General features: G+C 53.2%; 25 protein-coding genes. 8 read left to right on the forward strand and 17 right to left on the reverse strand.

Annotation, left to right across the window (positions count from 1 at the left end; genetic code table 11):
• Nucleotides 1–2: 2 nt before the first annotated feature.
• The 4 genes from F556_RS0110720 to hemE all read right to left on the reverse strand — a co-directional run bounded on the left by F556_RS0110720 (nt 3) and on the right by hemE (nt 4,920).
• Entirely contained in the window at nt 3–1,283 is a 1,281-nt protein-coding gene (locus F556_RS0110720) for a CapA family protein (RefSeq protein WP_020616948.1), read from the reverse strand.
• A gap of 162 nt (nt 1,284–1,445) precedes the next feature.
• Nucleotides 1,446–2,918, reverse strand: a complete 1,473-nt coding sequence (gene hemG / locus F556_RS0110725; protein WP_020616949.1) for a protoporphyrinogen oxidase — start codon at nt 2,916–2,918, stop codon at nt 1,446–1,448.
• 6 nt (nt 2,919–2,924) lie between these two features.
• Nucleotides 2,925–3,857: a ferrochelatase gene (gene hemH / locus F556_RS0110730; RefSeq protein ID WP_020616950.1), complete on the reverse strand. Its 933-nt coding sequence runs from the start codon at nt 3,855–3,857 to the stop codon at nt 2,925–2,927.
• Nucleotides 3,850–4,920 (reverse strand): uroporphyrinogen decarboxylase, encoded by a 1,071-nt coding sequence (gene hemE / locus F556_RS0110735; RefSeq protein WP_020616951.1) that lies wholly within the window; start codon nt 4,918–4,920, stop codon nt 3,850–3,852. The genes hemH and hemE overlap by 8 nt, the downstream gene beginning before the upstream one ends.
• Before the next feature lie 218 nt (nt 4,921–5,138).
• Here hemE and F556_RS0110740 point away from each other — a divergent pair, with 218 nt between their 5' ends.
• From F556_RS0110740 to F556_RS0110755, 4 genes are all read left to right on the forward strand, one after another.
• Nucleotides 5,139–5,420, forward strand: coding sequence for a hypothetical protein (locus tag F556_RS0110740; RefSeq protein ID WP_020616952.1), 282 nt, complete (start codon nt 5,139–5,141; stop codon nt 5,418–5,420).
• Nucleotides 5,421–5,578: 158 nt separating this feature from the next.
• On the forward strand, nt 5,579–6,814 hold the full coding sequence (locus F556_RS0110745) for an MFS transporter (protein ID WP_020616953.1): 1,236 nt from the start codon (nt 5,579–5,581) through the stop codon (nt 6,812–6,814).
• A complete protein-coding gene (locus F556_RS0110750; RefSeq protein WP_020616954.1) occupies nt 6,811–7,488 on the forward strand; it encodes a response regulator transcription factor in 678 nt (225 codons plus the stop codon). Before F556_RS0110745 ends, F556_RS0110750 begins: the two co-directional genes overlap by 4 nt.
• Nucleotide 7,489: 1 nt before the next feature.
• Nucleotides 7,490–8,830: a sensor histidine kinase gene (locus tag F556_RS0110755; protein ID WP_020616955.1), complete on the forward strand. Its 1,341-nt coding sequence runs from the start codon at nt 7,490–7,492 to the stop codon at nt 8,828–8,830.
• Nucleotides 8,831–8,947: 117 nt separating this feature from the next.
• On the opposite strand, the gene F556_RS0110760 is transcribed toward F556_RS0110755, so the two are convergent.
• Nucleotides 8,948–9,583 carry an O-methyltransferase gene (locus F556_RS0110760; protein WP_020616956.1) on the reverse strand — a complete coding sequence of 212 codons (636 nt, stop codon included), beginning with the start codon at nt 9,581–9,583 and terminating at the stop codon, nt 8,948–8,950.
• 121 nt (nt 9,584–9,704) lie between these two features.
• Between F556_RS0110760 and F556_RS0110765 the strand changes: the two genes are divergently transcribed.
• A complete protein-coding gene (locus tag F556_RS0110765) occupies nt 9,705–10,856 on the forward strand; it encodes a THUMP domain-containing class I SAM-dependent RNA methyltransferase (RefSeq protein ID WP_020616957.1) in 1,152 nt (383 codons plus the stop codon).
• A 66-nt stretch (nt 10,857–10,922) separates the two neighbouring features.
• Entirely contained in the window at nt 10,923–12,872 is a 1,950-nt protein-coding gene (locus tag F556_RS0110770) for an LTA synthase family protein (RefSeq protein ID WP_020616958.1), read from the forward strand.
• A 664-nt stretch (nt 12,873–13,536) separates the two neighbouring features.
• Here F556_RS0110770 and F556_RS0110775 read toward each other — a convergent pair.
• From F556_RS0110775 to melA, 5 genes are all read right to left on the reverse strand, one after another.
• Nucleotides 13,537–13,764, reverse strand: coding sequence for a YuzB family protein (locus F556_RS0110775; protein ID WP_020616959.1), 228 nt, complete (start codon nt 13,762–13,764; stop codon nt 13,537–13,539).
• 42 nt (nt 13,765–13,806) lie between these two features.
• A complete protein-coding gene (locus F556_RS0110780; protein ID WP_020616960.1) occupies nt 13,807–14,109 on the reverse strand; it encodes a heme biosynthesis protein HemY in 303 nt (100 codons plus the stop codon).
• Nucleotides 14,110–14,296: 187 nt separating this feature from the next.
• Entirely contained in the window at nt 14,297–15,181 is an 885-nt protein-coding gene (locus F556_RS0110785) for a M14 family metallopeptidase (RefSeq protein WP_020616961.1), read from the reverse strand.
• A gap of 149 nt (nt 15,182–15,330) precedes the next feature.
• Nucleotides 15,331–16,140: a glutamate racemase gene (racE, locus tag F556_RS0110790; protein ID WP_020616962.1), complete on the reverse strand. Its 810-nt coding sequence runs from the start codon at nt 16,138–16,140 to the stop codon at nt 15,331–15,333.
• Nucleotides 16,141–16,308: 168 nt separating this feature from the next.
• Complete coding sequence (gene melA / locus F556_RS0110795; protein WP_020616963.1) at nt 16,309–17,607, reverse strand: alpha-glucosidase/alpha-galactosidase; 1,299 nt, start codon at nt 17,605–17,607, stop codon at nt 16,309–16,311.
• A gap of 177 nt (nt 17,608–17,784) precedes the next feature.
• On the opposite strand from melA, the gene F556_RS0110800 reads away from it, so the two are divergent.
• Nucleotides 17,785–18,663, forward strand: coding sequence for an AraC family transcriptional regulator (locus F556_RS0110800; protein ID WP_020616964.1), 879 nt, complete (start codon nt 17,785–17,787; stop codon nt 18,661–18,663).
• 36 nt (nt 18,664–18,699) lie between these two features.
• Here F556_RS0110800 and F556_RS0110805 read toward each other — a convergent pair whose 3' ends face one another.
• From F556_RS0110805 to F556_RS0110830, 5 genes are all read right to left on the reverse strand, one after another.
• Nucleotides 18,700–19,134, reverse strand: coding sequence for a YtxH domain-containing protein (locus tag F556_RS0110805; RefSeq protein ID WP_020616965.1), 435 nt, complete (start codon nt 19,132–19,134; stop codon nt 18,700–18,702).
• Entirely contained in the window at nt 19,134–19,541 is a 408-nt protein-coding gene (locus F556_RS0110810; protein WP_020616966.1) for a hypothetical protein, read from the reverse strand. The genes F556_RS0110805 and F556_RS0110810 overlap by 1 nt, the downstream gene beginning before the upstream one ends.
• 114 nt (nt 19,542–19,655) lie before the next feature.
• Nucleotides 19,656–20,330: a helix-turn-helix transcriptional regulator gene (locus F556_RS0110815; protein ID WP_020616967.1), complete on the reverse strand. Its 675-nt coding sequence runs from the start codon at nt 20,328–20,330 to the stop codon at nt 19,656–19,658.
• A gap of 184 nt (nt 20,331–20,514) precedes the next feature.
• Complete coding sequence (locus tag F556_RS0110820) at nt 20,515–20,940, reverse strand: DUF86 domain-containing protein (protein ID WP_020616968.1); 426 nt, start codon at nt 20,938–20,940, stop codon at nt 20,515–20,517.
• A 168-nt stretch (nt 20,941–21,108) separates the two neighbouring features.
• The gene (locus tag F556_RS0110830; protein ID WP_020616970.1) at nt 21,109–21,396 is read right to left on the reverse strand and encodes a Dabb family protein; all 288 of its coding nucleotides are present in this window, start codon (nt 21,394–21,396) and stop codon (nt 21,109–21,111) included.
• 121 nt (nt 21,397–21,517) lie between these two features.
• Here F556_RS0110830 and F556_RS0110835 point away from each other — a divergent pair, with 121 nt between their 5' ends.
• Nucleotides 21,518–21,775 (forward strand): hypothetical protein, encoded by a 258-nt coding sequence (locus tag F556_RS0110835; protein ID WP_020616971.1) that lies wholly within the window; start codon nt 21,518–21,520, stop codon nt 21,773–21,775.
• A gap of 13 nt (nt 21,776–21,788) precedes the next feature.
• Here the strand turns inward: F556_RS0110835 and F556_RS33695 are convergent, their stop codons facing one another.
• Both F556_RS33695 and F556_RS0110845 read right to left on the reverse strand, forming a co-directional pair.
• On the reverse strand, nt 21,789–22,196 hold the full coding sequence (locus tag F556_RS33695; RefSeq protein ID WP_020616972.1) for a YhjD family protein: 408 nt from the start codon (nt 22,194–22,196) through the stop codon (nt 21,789–21,791).
• 146 nt (nt 22,197–22,342) lie between these two features.
• Nucleotides 22,343–22,744, reverse strand: a complete 402-nt coding sequence (locus tag F556_RS0110845; protein WP_020616973.1) for a phage holin family protein — start codon at nt 22,742–22,744, stop codon at nt 22,343–22,345.
• Nucleotides 22,745–23,259 lie beyond the last annotated feature (515 nt).

Consider the following 23,259-nt stretch of genomic DNA (forward strand, 5'->3'; position numbering starts at 1 on the left):
TATTATTTGGCTGTAATATTGCCCGCTCCGTCAATTTCGGCGTTATAGCTGAGTGCCGAGATCCGCTGCAGCAGTTGAAGCGCATCATCCCCTGTTAGTGGTGTCGGTTGGGATTGGAATTGCCGCATCGGATGAAGCTTCAGCTTGCAGTCTCCGCTGCGGGTGCAACGAGCATCCAGCACGCCAGTATCGGCAGTTGCTGGTGTAGCAGTCATATTAAATATAAAATTGCCCAGGCTGTAAGCGATCCATTTGCCATTGTATTGTTCAAATCCCTGCAGCACATGAGGGTGTGAGCCAATGACCAGGTCGGCACCCGCATCGATATATTGTCTTGCCATTTCCCGCTGGTAATCCAATGGATAGTCAACCCGCTCCTTGCCCCAGTGAACCATCACCATCACCAGATCCGCCTGATCAGTAGCAGACTTAATAGCTGCCAAGGCCCGTGTCGGATCATACGTTTCTGCCACCCCGGCACGGTTCCGATCTGCTTTCCAATCGGTGACGGGGACGACGCGGCTCAAGCTCAAGTACGCCACCTTGATGCCTCTGGACTCCAGAATGACAGGCGTGAACGCTTCCGTATCATTGGCCCCTCCGCCAACATGGGGAATCCTTACCTCATCCAAATGCTCCATCGTGTCCATGAGTCCGACCACACCCATATCGAGCGTGTGATTATTCGCCAAGCCCACCACATCAAACCCTGCTTCTCTCAGCGATGGCAAGGATTCAGGGGCGCCCTGGAATACATATTGCTTATCCTCAGCCGGAGTGCCTCTGCGCGTGATTGGGTTCTCCAGATTGCCGGCAGTCAAGTCGGCATCCGTCAGGTAAGATAGCGCATGAACATAAGGATAGTCCCAGCCGTGCTGACGCATCAGCTTTTCCACTGATCCTGCCAGCAGGATGTCACCGACAAAGGACAACAGTACCTCGTCATCCTCTGCAGCAACAGGGGGATCGGGCTCGGCTGATTCCTCAGGAGTGCCCGGCTCGTCTTCTGGCACGATTTCCTCCGGCACGAGCAAGCCTTCGTTGTTGTTCTGCGCTTCCGGCACGGAGGGCTCCAGGTCTGACGGGCTCTGCTCGTTGTTAGCCTCACCAGCTATCGGGGGATCGTGTGGGGCCGGCCGCAGGGCCTCCCGATTGAACCAAATATAGGAGGAGAGCAGCAGCACAAGACCGAGCAGTACACTATTAAGTATGAGGAGCCGCCGCATGCGTTTGCGCTTTTGCTGAAGGCGTCGTTGATGTTCTTCCGAGCGGGTAAGTGGCATAAATGATAAACTCCTTTAAGGGTTGACCCTGGTTGACCCTGGTTGTGCCTGGCAGTTCGCTGGCATCTATCAACGCTTATTATAGCAGGCTTGCACAGAAATTCTAGATTAAAAAAAGAAGACCTCTCCGGTCTTCTTCATCTGGGTATTTTAGCTCAAGCGTTAAACTCGCGCTTCATTCAGAACTGCCAGCACCTCTGCAGCTGCTTCCTTGCCCTGGCGGATACAGTCTGGAATACCGACACCGTCAAAAGCCATCCCTGTTACCCAAACGCCTGGCAACCGGTCCGCCAAGCGCTCCCGTAGGGCCGCAATCCGGTTTACATGTCCGACAGGATATTGTGGCATCGACCGACGCAGTCTGGTAATTTCAACGAAATCAGGCTCCGCTTCGATCCCCATCAAGGTTTGCAGATCGGCACGTACACGCGATGTGATCTCCGCATCAGTTGCTTCTACAATGGTTTCTTCACCAGCATGACCGACATAGCAGCGGATCAGCACCTTGCCCTCTGGGGCGGTATGACTCCATTTGGCCGAAGTCCATGTACAGGCTGTGATGGTGTAACCTTCGCCACGCGGCACCACGAATCCTGAACCGTCCAGCTCGCGGCCGAATTCTGCTGCATCAAAAGCCAACACAATATTGGCAACCGACACATACCGCATCTCCCGCAGCTCCGGCGTCGGGACGAGCGGCTCCAGCAAGTTAGCGCTATGATAGGCTGGCAGTGTCAAGATTACGGCATCAGCCTCCACGCACCTGCCATCTGCTAGTTGAACGGCATACCGTGGTACCTCGTGATCGACCGATGGCGATCGGTCTGCTATCGACACAGCAGCGGCTCCCAGGCGAAGGTCAATCCCCTGGAGTTCCGCCTCCAACCCTTCCACTAATGTGCTAAGTCCACGTTTGTAAGAAAGGAAAACACTGGTTTGCACTGCTGGTGAAGGCTTCTTGTCCTCGGTGGCAGGTGCTGCCTGTCTGCTTGCTTGCATGCCGCGAATCAGGCTGCCGTGGTTCAGCTCCACTTGCCGGAATTGCGGAAAGGTCGCCTGGAGACTGAGCTGTCGCAGCTCTGCAGCATAGATGCCAGCCAACAGCGGTTCAGCAATTCGCTCCATCACCTCTGTGCCCAAGCGTCGTTCAAGAAATCCACCGATGGATTCATCGTCCCCTCCAGATCCTTCGGGAGGCCGGGCAGGCAGCTCCAGATCCTGAAGCGCCCGGCGCTTGCCATCCTCGCTGACCAGTTCGCTCTCCATAAAAGCCTCAATATCGGTTGGAATACCTAACACCAAACCCTTGGGCATCGGATGCTGACGGCCTTCATGAATAATGAAGCTCTGCTTAGCATTTTGATTGGTGAGTTCATCTTCCAGCCCCAGCTCTTTGGTCAGCTCTATAGCCGCAAGCTTGCGAGCAAGGAATGAATCCGGTCCCTGCTCGATGACGTAATCATCCTTGCGCAGCGTGTGAATCAGTCCGCCGAGCCGCTCTTGTGCCTCAACCAGGGAAACCTCTACCTGTCTGCCCTGCGCTTCGGCTTGGCGGAGCACATAAAAAGCGGAGCTCAGACCGCTGATCCCCCCGCCAATAATGACAATTCGATCGACACGTTCCTTGCTCCGCATAATTATTCAACCTCTCTCTTGCGCCGACTGGACAGAATCCGCCAGCGTCTCCATATATAGTGGATCCGTATTTAGCATCTCGATTCGCTCCAGCTTCAGATCCAGCTTGGCCGCTACATCCTTGGCTTCGATATCAATATCGTAGAGCACCTCCAGATGATCCGAGACAAAGCCGATTGGTGCAATCAGCACATGCGTAGTCCCTTCCGTTCTGATCTCCTGCAGCGTATCCAGAATATCGGGACCAAGCCAAGGCTCACGCGTCCGTCCCGCACTCTGCCATGTGAACTGCCAGTTCGACACGCCAGCGCCTTCTGCGATCGCCGCCGAGCTAGCCAGCAGCTGCTGCGGATAGGGATCCTTGAGCTCCAGGATGCGTTCTGGCAAGCTGTGTGCACTGAAGAGTACTTTGATCTCTGCAGCAGGCGTCTGCGCACCGAACTTCTGGAGTCCGGCTTGGACTCTGCTGGTGAGGGCTGCTATCAGCTTGGGATGCAGATGGTATTCTTCGACGAAGCGCATCGTGATGCCTTGTTCGGCTGCCGCCTCTTGTGCACGCTTGATGTAGCTGCCGACACTCATGACCGAATAATGAGGCGCCAGTACGATGCCTACGGCTTCTTGAATCCCGTCAGCTGCCATCGCAGACACTCCGTCCTCAATGTAAGGCACCGCGTGCTTGAGGCCTTGATAACACTGATACTGACCAGGCGCGTTGCGATCCAGCACAGCCTGCAGGCCAGCTACCTGGGCATCTGTATTTTCCCGAAGCGGGAACACACCGCCCACAATCGCTTCATAACGTCCGGTCAAATCCGCCAGCATCTCGGGCGTTGGCGGGTTGCCGCGGCGAATATGTGTATAATAGCTCTCAACCTCGTCAAGGCTCGCCGGCGTGCCGTAAGACATGACTAATACGCCAATTTTGTTATCAGACATGACGGCTCTCCTCCCTGTGCAGTACCTTGATTTGTTCGGCGGAATAGCGGTGTACATATTCCGTCAGATGGCGAAGCTTATCGAGCGACGCTTCCGGGAACAAGCCATGACCCAGATTAAATACATACCCTGGTGCCTCAAGACCCTGATCGATGATGCGGCGGGCCTGCTCCTCCAGCACCGACTCGGGTGCAGTAAGAATAACAGGGTCAAGATTGCCCTGAATCGCAAACTTGCCGCCCAGACGACGACGCCCCTCACGAATGGAAATCCGCCAGTCGACACCAATCATCTGTGCCTGCAGCTGTTGCAGACAAGGTAATAGCTCGCCCGAGCTTACGCCTGGGAAGTAAATCTTCGGCACATCCAAATCGGATAGCTCACGGAAAATCCGGTCAATGGTCGGCAGCACATAGCGAGTGAAATCATGTGGAGCCAGCGAGCCAACCCAGCTGTCGAACAGCTGGAACGCCTTGCCGCCTGCGGCGATATGCGCTCTGAGATAAGTGATGACCATATCACCCAGCTTGTCCATCAGCTTGAACCAGATTTCCGGTTCATTGTACATCATCTGCTTGGTCAGCAAATAATTGCGTGACGGTCTGCCCTCTATCAAATAGCTGGCAATTGTGAATGGTGCTCCGGCAAACGTAATGAGCGGCACTTCCAGCTCCCCGTCCAGAATGCGAATCGTTTCCAGTACATGCGAAAGATCGCCCTCCACATCGATGGGACGCAACCGATCCACATCGGCTGCTTCGCGGATCGGATTGTGAATGACCGGACCCACGTTTTGCACAATATCAAAATCAATTCCGATCGATGCGACCGGATTCATTATATCGGAATAGAGAATAGCCGCATCGACGCCAAGCTTGCGGATTGGCATCATGGTCACTTCGGCTGCCAGCTCCGGCTGCTTGCAGATTTCGAGCAGCGAGTAATTCTCTTTAATCTTTCGGTAGTCAGGATCATAGCGTCCCGCCTGACGCATATACCATACAGGCACCCGGTCCACGCTCTCCCCCCGGCAGGCCCGAATGAAACGGTCGTTGTAGCTCATCGACTTTCCCCATTTCTCACGTATTCCCTTCGATTCCATTATGCCCTTTTTGGCTTTTGCTAACAACCGTCAATAAACGATCTAGTATGACAATAGTTTGACAATCCCCCCGCCCCTATTACACTTCGATCACATTCAGCTGTTTATTCCCAAGGAATTGGGTAATAGTATACATAACCTATACCCTTTATTTCTAATTATGAAAGGAGCGGTTGCACATGACTCATCCGCATCTGGAATGGAGCACGCTGGAGGAGATTGCCCGCAAGCATGGTATTTTGTACGAAATTGGAGATAGTGTGGTCATTGGCAATATTTCATTTTTGCTGCCGGAGATGAAACCGGACCGTATAGAAATTGTACCTACATTTGGCGGCGGGCAGTTCGATCTCAAGATCGAGGATGGACATTTGTATGCCAACGAAGAGACACTATTGCCGCTAATTCAGGACAACCGCAAACCGGAAGACGACGTGACCGACCGTCGGACACTTCACTGACCCACCCCACCGAGAGGCTCCGTTAGGAGTCTTTTTCTCTTGCCTGACGTTTCTTTCTTGCCGATTCGTAACCTGACGCAGCACGTAGTATAATAATTATAAAAAGCCGGTCCTGACTCGTTCTCTACCGACTTACTAGCAGGGAGGCCCTTATCTGCATGGAACGTTGGAAAATCAACCTCGCGGTGTTATGGTTTGGACAATTTTTTGTCCTGGCCGGCATGACCATGATTATCCCGTTTCTCGCTCTGTATCTCCAGCAGGATCTGGGACTCACCGACAAGCACGAGATTGCGGTTTGGTCCGGAGTCATTTTCGCTGGCAACTTTGTGACGTCTTTTTTATTTCAGCCGCTCTGGGGCAAGCTCGCGGACCGATATGGACGCAAGGTGATGCTGCTGCGCTCCGGCTTTGGCATGGCGATCGTTATGACGCTGATGGGCTTCGCCGCAAGCCCTTGGCAGCTGCTGCTGCTGCGCATGCTTAATGGTACGATCTCTGGTTTTAACCCCGCAGCCGTCGCCTTGGTTTCGACAACCACGCCCAAGCAGCATATGGGCTTTGCTATGGGTTTGCTGCAGTCCGGGGCGATTGCCGGGACGATTCTGGGACCTTTCTTTGGCGGTGTCATGGCCGATGCCTTTGGCTTCCGGCCGATCTTTTATATCACGGGTGCTCTAATCTTTATTGCAACCCTGCTGGCGTTGTTCCTGGTGGGCGAGACGTTCGACCGCAAGGAAGCGGCTTCGCATCCCCAGGTCTCGGTGCTGCAGGGTTTCCGGGAGCTCAGTCATGTGCCCCAGCTCATGGCTCTCTATGGTGTGACGTTCCTTATCCAGTTTGCCATGCTCTCACCGATGCCGCTTATGCCGCTGTATGTGCAAGAGCTTCATGGGTCGGTGGAGAACCTTGCTTTCTGGGCAGGCTTCGTCGGGTCTGTCACCGGCTTGTCCAACCTGATCTCCTCCCCCGTTCTTGGAAGGCTCAGTGATCGGATCGGCGGTGAACGCATCCTCGGAATTGCGCTGGTGGGTTCGGCAATCATGTTCATTCCCCAAGCCTTCGTCACCTCGGTCGGGCAGCTGGTGGTGGTGCGTTTTGCGCTTGGCGTCTTCCTTGGCGGTCTGATTCCTGCGGTGAATGCGCTCATTCGCCAATATACGCCGGAGGGCATGGAGAGCCGGGCTTACAGCTTTAATACAAGCACGCTTAGTCTAGGCAATATGATCGGTCCCGTCTTTGGAGGCGCTGTATCCGGCTTTATCGGCATCCAAGGCGTATTCCTGGTCTCCGCCGTGTTGCTCTTGGCCAACGCGTTCTGGGTTCGTCGCTCGCTGCTGAAGCCGCCTCGTTCGACAGTCCCTAACTCCAACCGAAAGGAAGAACAATCATGAAGCTGCTCATCATTGAGGACGACCCGGGACTATCGGATACGATTCGGGAGACGCTGCATTCCACCTATGAGACGGCCCAGGCCTATGATGGCGATGAAGGGCTGTATCAGGCGGAGCATAATATCTATGACGCTATCATCCTGGACATCATGCTCCCGGGCCGCAACGGCTACGAGGTGCTCCGCGAGCTTCGCAGTCGGGGCATCCGCACGCCCGTACTGATGCTTACGGCCAAGGATGGAATCGACGACAAGCTGAAGGGTTTTCGCGAGGGTGCAGACGACTATCTGGTCAAGCCCTTCCATCGTGAAGAGCTGCTGCTTCGATTGGAAGCCATTCTGCGCCGGGCGGGTGGCGGTTTGAAGGACCAGACGCTTGGTTTCAAGGAGCTACAGCTCAATCTGCAGTATAAAACAGCGACGATTCAAGATGAGGTGCTCCATCTGAATGGCAAGCAATTCGAATTGTTAGAGTACTTGGTACATAACAAAAATACCATCCTGACCAAGGACCAAATCTTCGATCGGATATGGGGTTTCGAATCGGAGACGTCCACAACGGTGGTCGAAGTCTATGCCTCACACTTGCGCAAGCATCTCAAACCATCCGGCTATGACCGGTACATCCGCACCTTTCGCGGACTTGGCTATATGCTAAGCGATCAGGAGGCGTAACATGGACAGGAACGCCGTCTTCCGCAAGCAGAAGCTCCAGTTTACCGTTTTGAATTTTATTACTTTTACATTGATCTTTGCACTGTTCGCCATCATCATTCTCGGCCAGGTTCAACGAAGCATGTATACACAAACGGATGCAGAGCTGCGCAGCTTCAAGGAGCGGGCAGCCGAGCTTGCCAACCGTACTCCAGGCGAGGATATGCCAGGTATGGGAGGCGGAGGAAGCGGCCCTCGCTCTGGCGAAGGACCATACGGCATCCCGTTCCGTCCGGATAGCGGGACCGTCCCTCCCAATCCCAGACTGACCGTCCTCTTGTGGGACGAGAGCGGTCAGATTATCAATCAGGATCAACTTGGCACAACGTTTTATGATACCTACTTCAGTGATTTATCCTATAACACTGCAGCGGTGAATGAGATCCGCACCATTACGATTCAGGATAGCTTTCGCTACCGCACATTGATCTACGAGCACCCGGATGCAGAGAACAATGTGTATGCAACGCAGCTACTCATTAATGTTGATGCGGAGGAGCGTTCGGTCGCGAGCTTTCAGCGTATCCTGATTATTTGCACAGTTATCTTCATCCTGCTCTCAATTGTTACGAGTCTCCTGCTATCAAGCCGGACGATGCTCCCCATTCAACGGTCGTGGAGCAGACAGACCGAATTTGTGGAAAATGCATCCCACGAGCTGCGGACCCCGCTGACGATCATTCAGAACAAGCTTGAGCTGCTGCTCACCTCCCCGCAGGAGCGTATCGTCGACCGTTTTGAGCCGATCGCTGTCAGTCTCTCCGAGACCCGACGCCTGTCCAAGCTGACCACGGACCTGTTGACACTGGCACGGGCCGATTCTGCCGAGACGGTTCTGGAAGTGCAGGAGGTACAACTGGACCAATTCCTCAAGGAGCTGTCCGAACCTTATGCCGAGATTGCCGAGCTTCAGGACAAACAACTGTTGACGACTCTGGAACAAGAGCTTGTCATGATGGCTGATCCGGAACGGCTCCACCAGCTGATGGTCATCCTTCTGGACAATGCGCTCAAATACACCTCCGAAGGCGACACGATTGGCATTCTGGCCCGCCGCGAAGAGCAGCGGATCATCATTGAGGTGAGCGATACTGGCGTCGGCATCCGTCAAGAAAATCTGCAAGCCGTCTTCGACCGCTTCTTCCGCGAAGACAAAGCTCGCAGCCGCAGCGACGAACATGGCGGTGCAGGCCTTGGGCTGTCCATCGCCCGCTGGATTGTGAGCGCACATCAGGGAACGATAGAGGCCATCCCGCAAGCAGAGCAGGGCACCGTCTTCCGCATCCGGCTGCCATTGCGGTAAATTAACGGAGTGGCATGACGTATGAATGGACAAGGTTGGAAGACATGCAAAAACGCCCGAATACCAGGCCCCTCTATGGACCAGGTATTCGGGCGTTATTGGTGTGGAGGTATGGTATCAGACCCGGATTGCCACAGTCAGACCGTCGTAAGCGGGGAGGATGGTGCTCATCAATCGTTCATCCGTTACCATCCGTTCATTGAAGGCGCGCATGGCCACAACAGACGGACCGTTCTTGTCAGGGTCTGCGACGCGCCCGCGCAGCAGCGTATTGTCGCCGGCAATAATTGCTCCGGGCCTGGCCAAGCGGATCGCATAGTCCAGATAGACCGGATACCCTTCCTTATCGGCATCAATGAAGAAGAAATCAAACTGACGGCCTTCTTCCTCCAACTGTGCCAGACTTGCCTTGGCATCGCCGATCATATAGGTTACGCGGTCGCCAAGTCCCGCAGCCTCCATATGTCTGTGTGCGACAGCGGCATACTCTTCTTTTAACTCCAAGGAAGTCAAGGTGCCTCCTTCAGGCAGCTCTCTCGACAGGCAGATGCCGCTAATTCCCCCCAACGCTCCAATTTCCAGGACATCCCTGGCACCGGACATCTTAACCAGCATCGTCAACAGCTTGCCAAACCCCGGAGCAATCGAGATTTCCGGCATACCTGCGGAACGAATTCCCTCACTGGCTCGCTGCAGATCAGAGTCCGTTCCCAAAATGTGATTTGCATACTGCTCTTCCGTCATACTCATCATTATTTTCCTCCCTGGCATTTGTAACCTGTCACGCTTTGTCCTATACTTGATTGTATGTTTTTGCGCGGTGGAATACAATCTTGATCCCCGCTCCAATTTCCGAACGGAAGAGGTACAAACCATGACCAACTTGCAACTTATCGCTACATGTCCCATGGGCCTGGAGGCCATTGTCGCTCGTGAGCTCCAGGATCTGGGCTATTCGGATACCCGAACAGAGAATGGGCGTGTTAATTTTGCCGGAGGACCAGCGGATATTTGCCGAACCAATCTCTGGCTTCGGACGGCCGACCGGATTCTCATTAAGATGGGCGAATTCGAAGCTCGCACCTTCGATCAACTCTTCGAAGGGACCAAAGCGATCGACTGGGCCGCCTTCATTCCCAAAAACGGCGAGTTTCCGGTTCAGGGACGCTCGCACAAATCGCAGCTTACCAGCGTCCCTGCCTGCCAAGGTATTGTGAAAAAAGCGATCGTGGAGAAGCTGAAGCTATCCTATAAGACAGAGTGGTTTCCTGAGGACGGTGAGCTCTATGCAATCGAGGTGCAGCTGCTAAAAGACCGGGCACAGATCGTGCTGGATACAACCGGTCCCAGCCTGCACAAGCGTGGATACCGCAAGCTTGTTACCGAAGCTCCCTTGAAGGAAACCATGGCGGCAGCTATGGTGCTGCTGAGCCGCTGGCGTCCGGAACGTCCGCTCTACGATCCGTTCTGCGGGTCGGGCACCATCCCTATCGAAGCGGCGATGATCGGCTGGAATATCGCGCCAGGTCTTCGTCGCAGCTTCACCAGCGAGCAATGGCCCATCATCGGTCAGACGCATTGGGATGATGCCCAGGATGAAGCCTTCGACGCGGTCAGAGACGATGTGCCGCTCGAAATTGCCGGCTCGGATATTGATGCCGAAGCCATCGAGGTAGCTCTCGCTGCTGCAGCCAAGGCCGGACTAGCCAAGGAATTGACGCTGCGGACGCTCCCTGTCGCCGAGGTCAAGCTCTCTGGCGACTATGGCTGCATTATTACCAATCCGCCTTATGGCGAGCGCCTGGGAACCGAGCGGGAAGCAGACCGGGCCATCCGTGAGCTTGGCGATATCGTAGAAGCGGCTCCCTCCTGGTCTGTATTTGCGCTCAGCCCATCGAAGGAATTCGAACGCGATTACGGCAGGCCTGCCCAGAAGAAGCGCAAGCTATACAATGGCCGGATTGAATGTGCTCTCTATCAATATCTCGGGCCGTTGCCGCCCTTCCGAAACCAGGAACGAGAATAGTTTAAATCATGGCCTTTTTCCTTATAATGATAAGACGATCATGAAATAAGGGAAAGGGAAACTGCCATGGTATGGTTTGCCGCACGAAACGCTTCAGTACTCGGTCGGCTCCGCGGAGCGGAGCTGCCTTTTTTTATTCTTCTCCTGTTGATCAAGCTTGCCCTCTTTGATCATGCCATTCATGTCCGTAATATGCGGATGGGACCTGACGATGTCATTGTGGCAGCCGGGACGCTTGGACTGCTCAGCTTTTGGACGCTCTGGCTGTCCCAACGGGCACGGATACTGGCCTTGATCATCCTCCATCTTCTCCTGACCTGTATTCTCTATGCCGATTTAATTTATTTCCGCTATTTTCAGGATCTGATCTCCATTCCCGTTCTGATGCAGGCCGGACAGATTGGTGCGCTCGGTGAGAGTATCGGTTCACTGCTGCAAGCAAGGGATATCTGGCTGTTCGCCGATTGGCCCCTCCTCATTACGCTCGGAATCTGGCTGCTCCTTGGCCGGCAATCATCCCGCGGAATTCTGGTTCAGACCCCACAACCTCTCTTGCACAAGGCACTGCTGCGTGTCTCGCTTAGTCTGATCGTGTTCGCACTGAGCCTGGCGCTGGTTTTTGTGCCCATTCAGATCGCCAAGCGTACATGGGCCCAAGGCCTGTTTGTCGGCATCTGGTGGAATGTTTCTTTATACAATGTGACTGGCCTGTTCGGCTTCCATGGCTATGATGCCTATCAGTACGTCAAGCAGGAACTGAGCAAGTCTGAGCTCCCGGAGAACCAACTAGCCGAAACCTCGCAATGGCTGAAGGAACATCGTCTCCGCACAGCGGCTTCCATGGATGATGCCTTGTTCGGCGCCTACAAGGAGCATAACGTAATTATGGTACAAGCCGAAGCGATTCAGAGCTTCATGATTGGGCGCACCTACAACGGACAGACGATCACGCCTTTTCTGAACGAACTGACGCAAGCCAGTGCTTATTTCCCTGACTTTTATCACCAGACGGCACAGGGCCGCACCTCCGATGCCGACTTTGCCGCCCAGTGCTCCATGCAGCCGCTGCCGACAGGCTCGGTGTTTATTCGCTATGCTCAGCAGGATTACAGCTGTCTGCCCGGAGTGCTGCGGGATAACGGTTTCTCAACCAGCGTTTATCATGCCTATGACGGAGGCTTCTGGAATCGCAATGTTATGTATCACACGATGGGGTATGACACGTACTACAATCGCAACGATTTTCTGGTGGACGAACCATTAGGGTGGTCAGTGGGTGATCGCTCGTTCTTCCGTCAATCCGTACAAAAAATGACTGCCCAGCGGCAGCCATTCTACTCGTTTTTGATCACCCTCTCGAGCCATCACCCCTATTCGCTTCCCGCTTCTTACAAAACGCTGGATTTGGGAGCGCTAAATGGAACGATGTTTGGGGACTATCTCCAGAGCGTGCATTATGTAGATCAAGCCTTTCGGTCGTTCACGGACGAGCTCAAGACAGCAGGATTATGGGAAAACTCCATTGTTGTGTTCTATGGCGATCACGATAATTCGATCCGGGATTGGTCGCCTTTCGAAACGTTTCTAGGCCACTCACTCTCCGAATTGCAGCGCGAACGCATCCAGCGGCAAGTCCCGCTGCTTATCCACCTGCCAGATGGCAGTCTGGCAGGTACCTATCCCGGCGGGGGCCAGCTCGATCTCGCCCCAACCTTGCTGCATCTGCTAGGCATTCGCACCGAAGAGACCTTCATGCTGGGAGCACCGCTTCTGACGGCGCAACCATTGCCCGAGCGTACGGTCGTCTTCCGCAATGGCGCTTTTGCGACAGCTGACCGCTATTTTATCCCTGCTGGAGATGGCGTGGTTGAGCACGGTACGTGCTACAGCCTCCCCGACGGGAAGACCATCGATGCGACCGCCTGTGGCGAAGCAGCGGTTCAGGCGAGAGCCCAGCTCACCCACTCCGACCGCATCATTACGCACAATCTGTTCCCGCGTCTGCGGGAGCGCTGAGCTAATGTTAAATGATGGAGGCTTATTCGATCTTAGCAACTGCTGCATTTCCTACTCAAGGTTCGACTCCTTGTTCTTCCCGGGGCCAGGTCTTGTAACCCCGGTAATGCACCTGCACGCACGACGCCCTGCGCTAACGGCCACCAGCGCAGTTATTTGGTGAAAAAACGGGGTTTCATTTCGCTAACGGCCACCAGAGCCGCTATTGGCCTGAAAAATGGTCAAATTCGAATGGGAAGGTGAGAATAGCCGCTCATATGGCCGTTAGATTTTTAATCCAGGCTTTTGAGGCGAAATAGTTGCTCTGGTGGCCGTTAGCGCTCAAAGACAAGCAGAATGGGCCATAGTAGACTATGACGTAGTTAGTTTGGATGATAAAAGCTCCGTGGCAAGAGTTACAATTCAAGCGACGCCGCATTGGGCGAAATTAGGTTCGTGGCAGGTGTTATATTTCAAGCGAGACTCCCATGAGGCGAAATAAGCTCTGTGCAAGTGTTAGCTTGCATGGCAAGGCTGGTACAACCTCCGAGTTCAGCCTTCGGCCAGTCAGCGTGTCAGCTCCCATAGGTACCTCTCGTGACCCCGCAAATAAAAACGTGGCAGAGCTATTCCTCTGCCACGTCCTTCTATAATGCTATGTTCCGCAATCTGCAGCCCTTTTTGCTTAGGCTTTAAAATGTGGTCTGGCCTTCTCGATCACTTCATCCTCTGTCGGCGCCTTGATGTAGCGCCCGTTCACAAAAATGAAGGCATAGCGAGCACAGGGCCCGCAGTACGATTTGCAGCCGACCTTGACCTCGGTGCCGGGCAGCTCCTTGCTCAGCTTGTTCAGCATCGTCTTGACCTTGACGTGCTTGCATTTATCACAGATGCGAATATCATTGGTTGCCATCGGTAATCCCCATCTCCTGCCCTGCTGCGTACTGCGGCAGTCTTAATGATCCCCGTGATTGCCTTTCGACGGATTCGTAATTGCGAATCCTTCCTTCGGCACATAGAAATAATCAATCCGGACGCCGTCAAGCATCGGCTCGTTTGGACTGAGCAGAACATCGATTTCTTTGTCTGTCGACACGACAACATCATCTTCCTTGGCTACATCGAGCGACATCCCATAGTGCGCATGGTCGCCGTGCTGATGTGTGACCGAGACGCGCAGTGTTTTGCCTTCGTTCTCCGGCTTGTCCAGTTCGGCTCGCAGTACCTTGGCCGCATTGCGTGAAATTTTGCATTTCATAGTGGTCCAGCTCCTTGGGGTAAGTGTAGTTTATACGTAACGAAGCCCCGTCCCGGCAAGCCGGGACGAGGACAGGGTTGGCAGCATGAGCGATTCATGCCTTGCAATTGCTGTAGCCTCATTGTATAGGATATGGGTGCTGGAGAGCAACTTTTTATTTGGGCTGCCAGAGGTGGTTCATGCACTATTACACATTGTGCAGTAGTTGCAGCATCAACGCCTTAAGCTCCGCATACATACCTTCGAGCTGGGTCACCGGAAGCGGATTAACGCCCATACCCGCCTCAATCGTGAAGCCCGGCCGGCCGAACGTATAGATAAACCAATCCTTGTAGCCAGCATCGCTGTCAGTCAGCTTAATGGCTTCATAGCCACTGGCCTGCGCCATCGCTTGCGCCAGCCCTTCCGCTGCCGGAGGCTCATAATCCCGGTAGTTCCAGTAAATCTCTTGTCCCTGGGTGTGTAGAGCGAGGACGATGTCAAAGTCATGCTTTTGCGTCCAAGCCGCAATTGCCGCGGCTTCCGGCTCACTGAGCGGCCGTTCACCCGGGAAGTCTCGCGGCCCCGGTCCCGCCACAGCCCGGCGGGCGCATTCCTCCTCCCAATAAGCAGGAAATTGATCATTCAAATCTACGCCTCGAATGTTGGCTTTCCAGTCCTGGAAGCTGGTCGAACCGCCGTTCATGTCCAGCAGCTGCTCTCGCCACGGGTGACAATCGGAGAGCCCCTCCACGACCAGCTCCACCCCATCGGGATTGACCATGGGTACAACCCACACGGAAAAACGTTGATAGAGCTGTCTACTATCCATCCCGCCAATCGGTCGCCCTTCATCATAGCTAGCCGCTAAATCCTTCAGCAAAGCTATGGCCAACAAAGAGGTAATCCATTCGTTCGCATGAAAGGCGGCGTTGAGATGAATGCGGCAGTCTCCTTCGCCGAACCGGCAAGCGTGAATCGGCTTGCCCAATACACTGGTGCCTACCTGCTCCAGATGCAAGAAGGGATAAACCGCTGCCAAGCCATCCAGGTCTGCCTCGCATGCAGCCGGGGTATAGCTACTTATATCCACGTTTCACCTCTTTTAATTTTTTTTCTCAAAAAAACTGCAACTACCTCATATGTATGCGGTCTACAAGGAGGAAGACCAAAAAGACCGTTTCCTGATTCAATAGATCAGGGAAACGGTCTTGAATTGGGCGGAGCGAGCAAGATATTTGCCTAGCCGATCTTAGGGACTTGCCACACGACCGGTGTCAATTCGATCTGCTCATCCAGCCAGTCCTGCGCGATCATCTTGAAGAGCCTTGGATCACCACTGCAACAGAACTGGTGGACCGGAATCACATCGCCTTGTGACAGCTTGCCTTTGTCATACAGGATGGTACTGATCTCCCGCGCCGTCTCCTCTGCCGATGAGATGAGCGTCACGTCTGGCCCCATCACCGACGAGATCGTCTCCGCCAGAAACGGATAATGCGTACAACCCAGGATGAGCGTATCCATGCGATTGTTCTTCAATCCCACCAAGGACTGAAACACGGCTTCGTAAGTCTCCTGCGAGTAAAAATTGCCCTGCTCGACCAGGGGGACAAAACGTGGGCATGCCTGGCTGAGCACCTCAATATTGGGATTTAGCTGCTTGAGTGCCTGCTCGTACGCTTTGCTCCGGATTGTGCCTTCTGTGCCGATAACGCCGATCAGACCTGATTTGGTCCGACCAATGGCTGCCCGTGATCCGGGATGAATGACGCCGACGACGGGAATGTTGACCCGTGAACGTATATCTTCCAGAGCGACTGCCGTCGCCGTATTGCATGCAATGACGATCATCTTCGGTCCGAATTGCACCAGATAATCTACAATCTCCCTGGTAAAACGCAACACTTCCTCATACGGTCTGGGACCATAAGGCGTACGCAGGGTGTCACCAAAGTAGATAATTCGCTCCCGCGGAAGCTGGCGCATCACTTCCTTGGCCACCGTGAGGCCGCCGACGCCGGAATCTAAGATAGCTATTGGATGTTGCACGGACACACCGCTTTCCTGTCAGATTCACGCTGCTGCCATTAACTTCTGACCTGCCTAATATGTGCTTGCAAGTACTTGATAGAATATGTGCAGTCGTACCAAAACGTACCTACATCTTAGCGCAATTCAGGACAAGGTTCAAGGACAGCATCTGCCAGTAAAGCCAGCTTAACGGTAGTTGGGCAGCCAGTCGCCATGCGCTTCAATCAAGTCGTCGCACATGGCAATGATGTCATCCATGGACAGTTCTGCACTCGTATGCGGATCCAGCAGTGCAGCGTGATAAATATGCTCCTTTTTGCCAGTCATCGCAGCTTCAATCGTCAACAGCTGTGTATTGATGTTGGTGCGGTTCAGCGCCGCAAGCTGTGGCGGAAGGTCCCCGATATACGTAGGCTGAACACCGCTGCGGTCGACAAGACAAGGCACCTCGACGCAAGCCTCGCGCGGCAGGTTTGTAATCAAGCCTGTGTTCATCACATTACCGCCGATTTTGAACGGAACATCCGTCTCAATCGCTTCAAAAATATAAGATGCATATTCATGTGACCGTTCATGCTGAAGGTTAACGTTCTCTACAAGCTCGCCCCGCATTTTCTTCCAGCGCTCGATTTGTTCTACACAGCGACGCGGGTACTCATCCAGCGGAATATTAAAGCGTTCAACCAGCTCCGGATAATTACGCTTGATGAAGTAGGGATGGTATTCCGCATTATGCTCGGAGGATTCAGTTACATAGTAACCAAATTTAAGCATCAGCTCATAACGGACCATATCATGATGCTTTTCTTTTTGCTTCTCAGCTGCTCTTCGTTTGATCTCTGGATAGAGGTCCTCGCCGTCGCGTGTCGCTTCCAGCAGCCAGGCCATGTGATTGATGCCCGCGATCTTAGACTTCACGCCCTCTGGATCGATACCCAGGTCACGGAACATATGCGGTAGACATACCTGTACGCTGTGACAGAGCCCTACCGTGCGAACGCCGCCATGGGTATTCATGACATTCGTTAATACAGCCATGGGATTGGTATAGTTCAGGAACAACGCATCGGGACACACTTCCTGGATATCACGTGCAAAATCGAGCATCACCGGAATCGTCCGCAGATTGCGGAAAATGCCGCCGATGCCAATCGTATCTGCAATCGTCTGACGCAGTCCGTATTTTTTGGGAATCTCGAAATCGGTAATGGTACACGGGTCGTAGCCGCCGACCTGAATCGCGTTGACGACATATTTGGCCCCCTGCAACGCTTCTTTACGGTCCTTGTAAGCCTTGATTCGGCAAGTACTTCCCGTGGATTGTGCCAGGTTGAGCAGCATCTGCTCCGAGTCCTTCAGTCGCTGTTCATCAATGTCGAATAAGGCCAACTCGAATTCTTGAAGGGCAGGGGTAAGCATACAGTCACCCAAAACATTTTTGGCAAACACGGTACTTCCCGCACCAAGAAACGTAATTTTAGACATGCTGATTTTCCTCCTCTAGGTTCTCATTTGCTAGAAAGCTTTCTTCCTTCACTATAGAAGATTCCTGGCACAAGAGGTATGGAATAAATCAGGATAGATATGGACAAATGAAGGATGTTGGATTACGATCTTGTTGTAGCTCACCATCCAAGAATTTAAACTAGAGGAGGTGCGAATATGTCTGTTCATCATTACGACCTCTCACAGGGCATCAATACACATCCAGCTCAAGGCGATTTAAGTGTACTTTTTAGCGGATACGGCAAGCCCCTGCCCAATCACCGGATGGGCCCGGCCGTCCATAATTACTATCTGATCCACACCGTCAAGAGCGGATACGGTGTTTTTGAGATTGCTGGTAAGCGGTATGATTGTCGTGCAGGCGACACCTTTGTTATCGTTCCCGGTGAACTGTTCACGTATATAGCAGATGACAAAAATCCCTGGGTCTATCAATGGGTCAGCTTTGTCGGCGAAAGTGCCAGCTCGCTTTTGGAAGCCCTCGGCATTTCTGTACAGCAGCCTGTGCTTCATCACGCGGATGCAAGGCGAATCCGGGTGCTGTACGACCGGATTCGCCAGGCCCTCCAGACGATTCCATCGCCCGTCTTGGCCGATTTGGAAGCAGGAGGTCTACTCCGCTTACTGTTGCGCCAGCTTGGCTCAGCTCCTGCTGACTTTCATCCAACTGCCGGCCCCCGTCAATCGGACATGGAGCGCCAAGTAGGTCAAATGGCGATGTGGTTATCGCTGCAATATGACCAGGACCTTTCGATCGCCCGAATCGCCAAAACGTTAGGGTACCACAGGACGCACTTGTCCAAGATGTTTAAGCAAGTCACTGGCTACTCCCCTTCCCAGTACCTGTATCGTGTTCGCATGCATCGGGCGGAAAGTCTGCTCGCCAGCGACCTCACGATTGGCCAAGTCGCTTCTTCTGTTGGATTTCCTGACCCCCTCTATTTTTCCAAGCAGTTTCGGCGCTGGAAAGGGGTCACACCCTCTACGTTTCGAAAGCAGTTAATTGCTGAAGCAAACGCAAATCAAAAAGCGTAAAGGCGGTGTGCCTTTACGCTCAGGATTGAACGAAAACTATTCTTTTTCTTGCTGTACCGTTACAACAGGCAGCTCCGACGGCTCAACCGCATCCGCGGCATCAACGCTATCTACGGCATCAACCGCATCAACTGTCTCCGAGACAGCTGAGGAAATCTCGGCTTTGCTCGTGCGGCGCTCGCGCCATGCGCGGACTTCGCCAGCCACGCTGCCAGCTGCTGTTTTTGCTTTGTCTACCAATTGGGACGTTTGCTCTCCTACCTGACCAGCAATTTTGCTCGTCTGTTCTCCAATGACATGAGCAGTCTGTACGGTCTTCTCGCTAACCTGTTGCGCACCCTCAGCAATATCCTTGCGCAGCTCCTTGCCTGACTTGGGTGCCAGGAGCAACGCCCCTACGGCGCCCACAATCGAGCCTACAAGTGCTCCTATGAGAAAACCTCCCGAGCGATTGTCACGTTTACCTGTCATTATGAATTGCTCCCTTCGGTTGTAGATTGCTGTTCCTTGCGGCCCGTCGTGTTCTCCCCTGCTCCGCTATCAGAACGGCGCTTCTGCCAGTACTCCCATGCTGTCCATCCGGCTTCCGCCAGCTCCAGCATACTAGCAACACGTCCGCGAAGCTGACTGCGGGATTGAAGTCGCTCATCGATCGTACTCAATCCGTGGTTCACATACTGGAGAGACTGATCGGCCGACTGGGCTAAAACCCGAAGCTCCCCGATGAGTAGAGAGGTATCTGTCTGAAGTTTTCCCATCATTGCCTGGATTTCATACAAACGGATACGTGCCGTTCTTGCCAGCCATACCGCTGCAGCAGCCATCACTAGAGCTGCAACAGTTAACAGAATGAGACACCCCGTCAGCAGATCAGGCATGGGGAGCAACTCCTCTCCGGTGGTTCTGGACGAATGCCCAGTTTCTAATGACAGTATAGTCATCCGGAGGTTGTCCTGACACAGGCGCCGCAAAAATAATCTCTACTCCACAGGTTAATCCTTCCTGGCTGGTCCTTCTATGCGATAGCTGCATTTGCTCCCGCCCTTGGCCAAGCATTCGGTGCGCTCCACATCAGCTGCCAAAAGCTGCTTGAACAACTCCAGCTCACAGCGGCACGCCTGCTGATAGCGGTCAGCTACCCGGGCGATCGGACAATTGTATTCATTAAAGACGAAGGCACTGTTTCTTCCTGATTCTACCTCTACCATGTAACCGCCGCTGTTTTGAATATCCGCTAACTCGTTCACCCGTTCCTGAAGCGACTTGCCAGCCATACGTGGGCCATAACGGTCCAAAAGCTTGCGCTTGCGTCCTTCAAACACATAATCAATCAAAGGTTCTCCGGACTCCGGATCATCCAACTCCTCCAACAGATCGAGCGTTAACGTATGATAGTTGCTGGGAAACAACCCGGCTGATGATTCCGTGAGGGCGTATACATGTGAGGGTCTACCCATCGGCTGTCGAACAACGGACAATTTCACAAAGCCATCCTTCTCCAACGTATTCAGGTGCCGCCGCACACCCATCTCTGTTATCCCTAGAGACTTGGCCAAAAATCCCGCATGACTCGGTCCTTTGGTCTTCAGCAAAGTCAAAATGGTCTGGCGGGTGGATCCTTCATGACGGCGCATCTCTTCCATGTTCGCATTATCCTTACCGTTCATTGTCAGGCCTCCTTGCCCTCCTCGGGGTTAATAGCGGCGCGTTTCAAGGCACTGCAGGCTATATCCTATAACTACTAACATACAATGAATTTGTCTTACGTGCAAGCTCGGCAGAGGTTCCCTGCCAACAAAAAAACAAACCGCAAGCATCGCGGTTTGTTCTTGTCATCCGTACCTTTGTCGCTTAATTAGATGCTTCCCTAGCCATATAATCCTCGATTGCTGTCGCAAAGGACAAAAGGATCGACGGCAACACTGGCGTCAGAGCATGCAGCTCCTCGCGTGGCCATTCGTAGTACTGCTGCACGAGCGGCTTGCGGAGCTTGACCAGCTCGATCAATGTCTCATGAAGCTCTCCAGGATACACGCCTTCGCCATGAATGATGTCGAGGATGTCCTCGTAGCTGCTTGCATCTCGCATGATAAAGGCATCGATCAAGTAACTACCGATATCCGTTACCGATTCGACTGCCAGATGCAAAGCCCGCTCCTGCGCCAAGCCTTGCAGAAGAGAGCCCTGCCAGTCACTGGCCAGCGCTTGCATGCCCTGAGCCAGCGCTGGCATGGCGTGCAGTCGGGCTTCAATTTGCTTGCGGTCTACATAATACATGGGGTTAACCCGCCTTTATTGTTTCTTTTTTCTGCCTCTACGCTTCAGCCAGATCGTCATGACGATGAAGCTGATGATAACAACGAGAAGGTAGGTCATCAGCATTCTGCTGTCGTCCATCGGGGATCCCTCTTTTATCTATTAAATGGTGATGCCGGAATGTAAGTATTAGCTCTCGTAATCGACACTAACCGCCGAATCACGAACTTGGCTCATGTGCTCGATCACTTTTTGATGAACCGGATGAACCTGGTAGGCCTGCAAATCGTCCAACGAATCAAATACAGTCGTCAAAGCAATATCATAGGACCGTTCTGTGTGAAGAACGTCAGTCCCTACCTCAAGCTTCTTCAATTGCTCGATCTTGCCCTCCATGTTACGAAGAACATCTGCAGTCGCCTGCACGCTCTCTGGTGATCTGTCCTTCAACTTGAACAAGACAATATGGGTAATCATCGTTCACATCTCTCCTCGCTAACGTATGGCGCTTGCGCATGAGGCAAGCCCCTTTGTCACATAATAATACCGTAAATGACGGCAACCTAGCAATAAAAGCAAGGAAGGGGACTCAATATTCATGCGTTATCCCGTTACGATAATTGCCACAATCATCGGACTGGCGCTCTGCCTGTACAATTCAACCGGGTATGACCCCCATAATTTCGTCTTCTTTATGTTCAGTATTCCGGCCTGGTTCGTGGATCTCTTCATTGACATCCACGAGGTCAGCGTTCTGTTGATGTATGTAGCGACCGTTCTCAGCTATGCACTGCTTGGTTATATTGCCGATCGTATCATCCTCCATACGCAGGCGCGAGGTTCGAATCGATCTTAGAGGAAGCACATATTTATCCGCGTTGCGCGGCTTGACGTGGTTGTCTGTACTGCCCCAGCAGTTGCTCAGCCTCACGTCGAACAAACGGCCAGAGCATCGTGAACTCATGCTGATACCCCCTAATGGCATACTGAACCTTCAACCCCTCGGCATGTCGCTGCTCACGGTGAATCAGGATGCCGCCCGCAATCATCTCCCGCTTGGCAGCTGCCTGGTCCAGCAGAACCCGATCCTGCAAGGCGCGCAAGATCGATTCGTACAGCCGTGGCAGCTTCATGCTGGAAGCCCCCGCTATGCCAATATCATGATCAAGAATCTGAACCGCAATCCGAAGCAGTAAAAAACGCTTGACCAGGTTCAAATCCCCCTCTGTCTGTATCCTCTGCTCTGTCTCCGAAGGGAACTGTGACGCTGTTTCCATCCTTCTACCTCCATTTCACACAAACAAGAACATTTGTTCCTATTATAGCGAACAAATGCTCTGCTGGCAAGTTGAAATGGCTGTATCGTCCTTTGATGGTGTAGCTCATGATCTATGGGTGAAACCGAGTCCCTTGGCCGTGTAGCCTAGTCTTTGTCTTGTTTGCGGGTTCGCAGCACTTCAATGACTTGGGAGATTCGCTCCGGTACTGGCAATCCGATACGTCCGCAATTCTCCACGACCGAGAGCAGCTCATTGGCCAGATAAAAGAAAATCGCTCCCCCCATCGTCATGTTGCCGCTGCCAAGCAAGATATCGATTTGATGCGCCAGCAGAATGACGAATAAGGTCAATCCCTTCTTGGCAAGTCCCCAGCCCCCGATCACGCTGCTGAGCCCCTGCTTCTCCTTGATTGCCGCTGCTACGCCCGTCATATAGTCTATAGCCATCGCAACCAGCAAGATCGTAAGCGATTGCGGCCAGATACCAAAGGCAAAGGTAATCACCGATCCGGCTATAGCTCCAAATGAAGTCAGCGCCGTATGCATACTCCAACGCCCCCTCCCTGCACCCTGCATTCCGGTGCTTGCTACAGCATATGCTGCAGGCCGTCAGGTTGTCCTACGCCGGAGTGGAATAAGACAATCCCCCAAGCGGAGCAATGCTTAAGTTGAAATGGCTAAGCCTTCCTTTTAACGGCGTTGTTGTAAGTCTGTTGGTTTATGCTCTAACGGCCACCAGCGCACTTATTCCGTCCTTTTTGACCTTCGCGCCAACCTAACGGCCACCCACGCACTTATTTCAATGGAATCCAGCTAATATAAGCATCGGTAAGGCAAATAGGTGCGTATAAGGCCGTTACATTTCCAAACGATCGATTTAGGGTGAAATAGCGGTCATGGTGGCCGTTAGAGACGGGTTGCTGAATGTGCCTCCCGCGAGCATTAGCGCATGTCACCTGTTCCCTGTCAGGCTCATCATCATAGCAAAGGGATGGGGCCAGTTGATGGAATTGTCCCCCGTCAGGGCCTCAAACAACCAAAGGACCCTTACAGCGGCAACC

The sequence above is a fragment of the Paenibacillus daejeonensis DSM 15491 genome, from assembly GCF_000378385.1.
Taxonomy (GTDB): domain Bacteria; phylum Bacillota; class Bacilli; order Paenibacillales; family Paenibacillaceae; genus Paenibacillus_D; species Paenibacillus_D daejeonensis.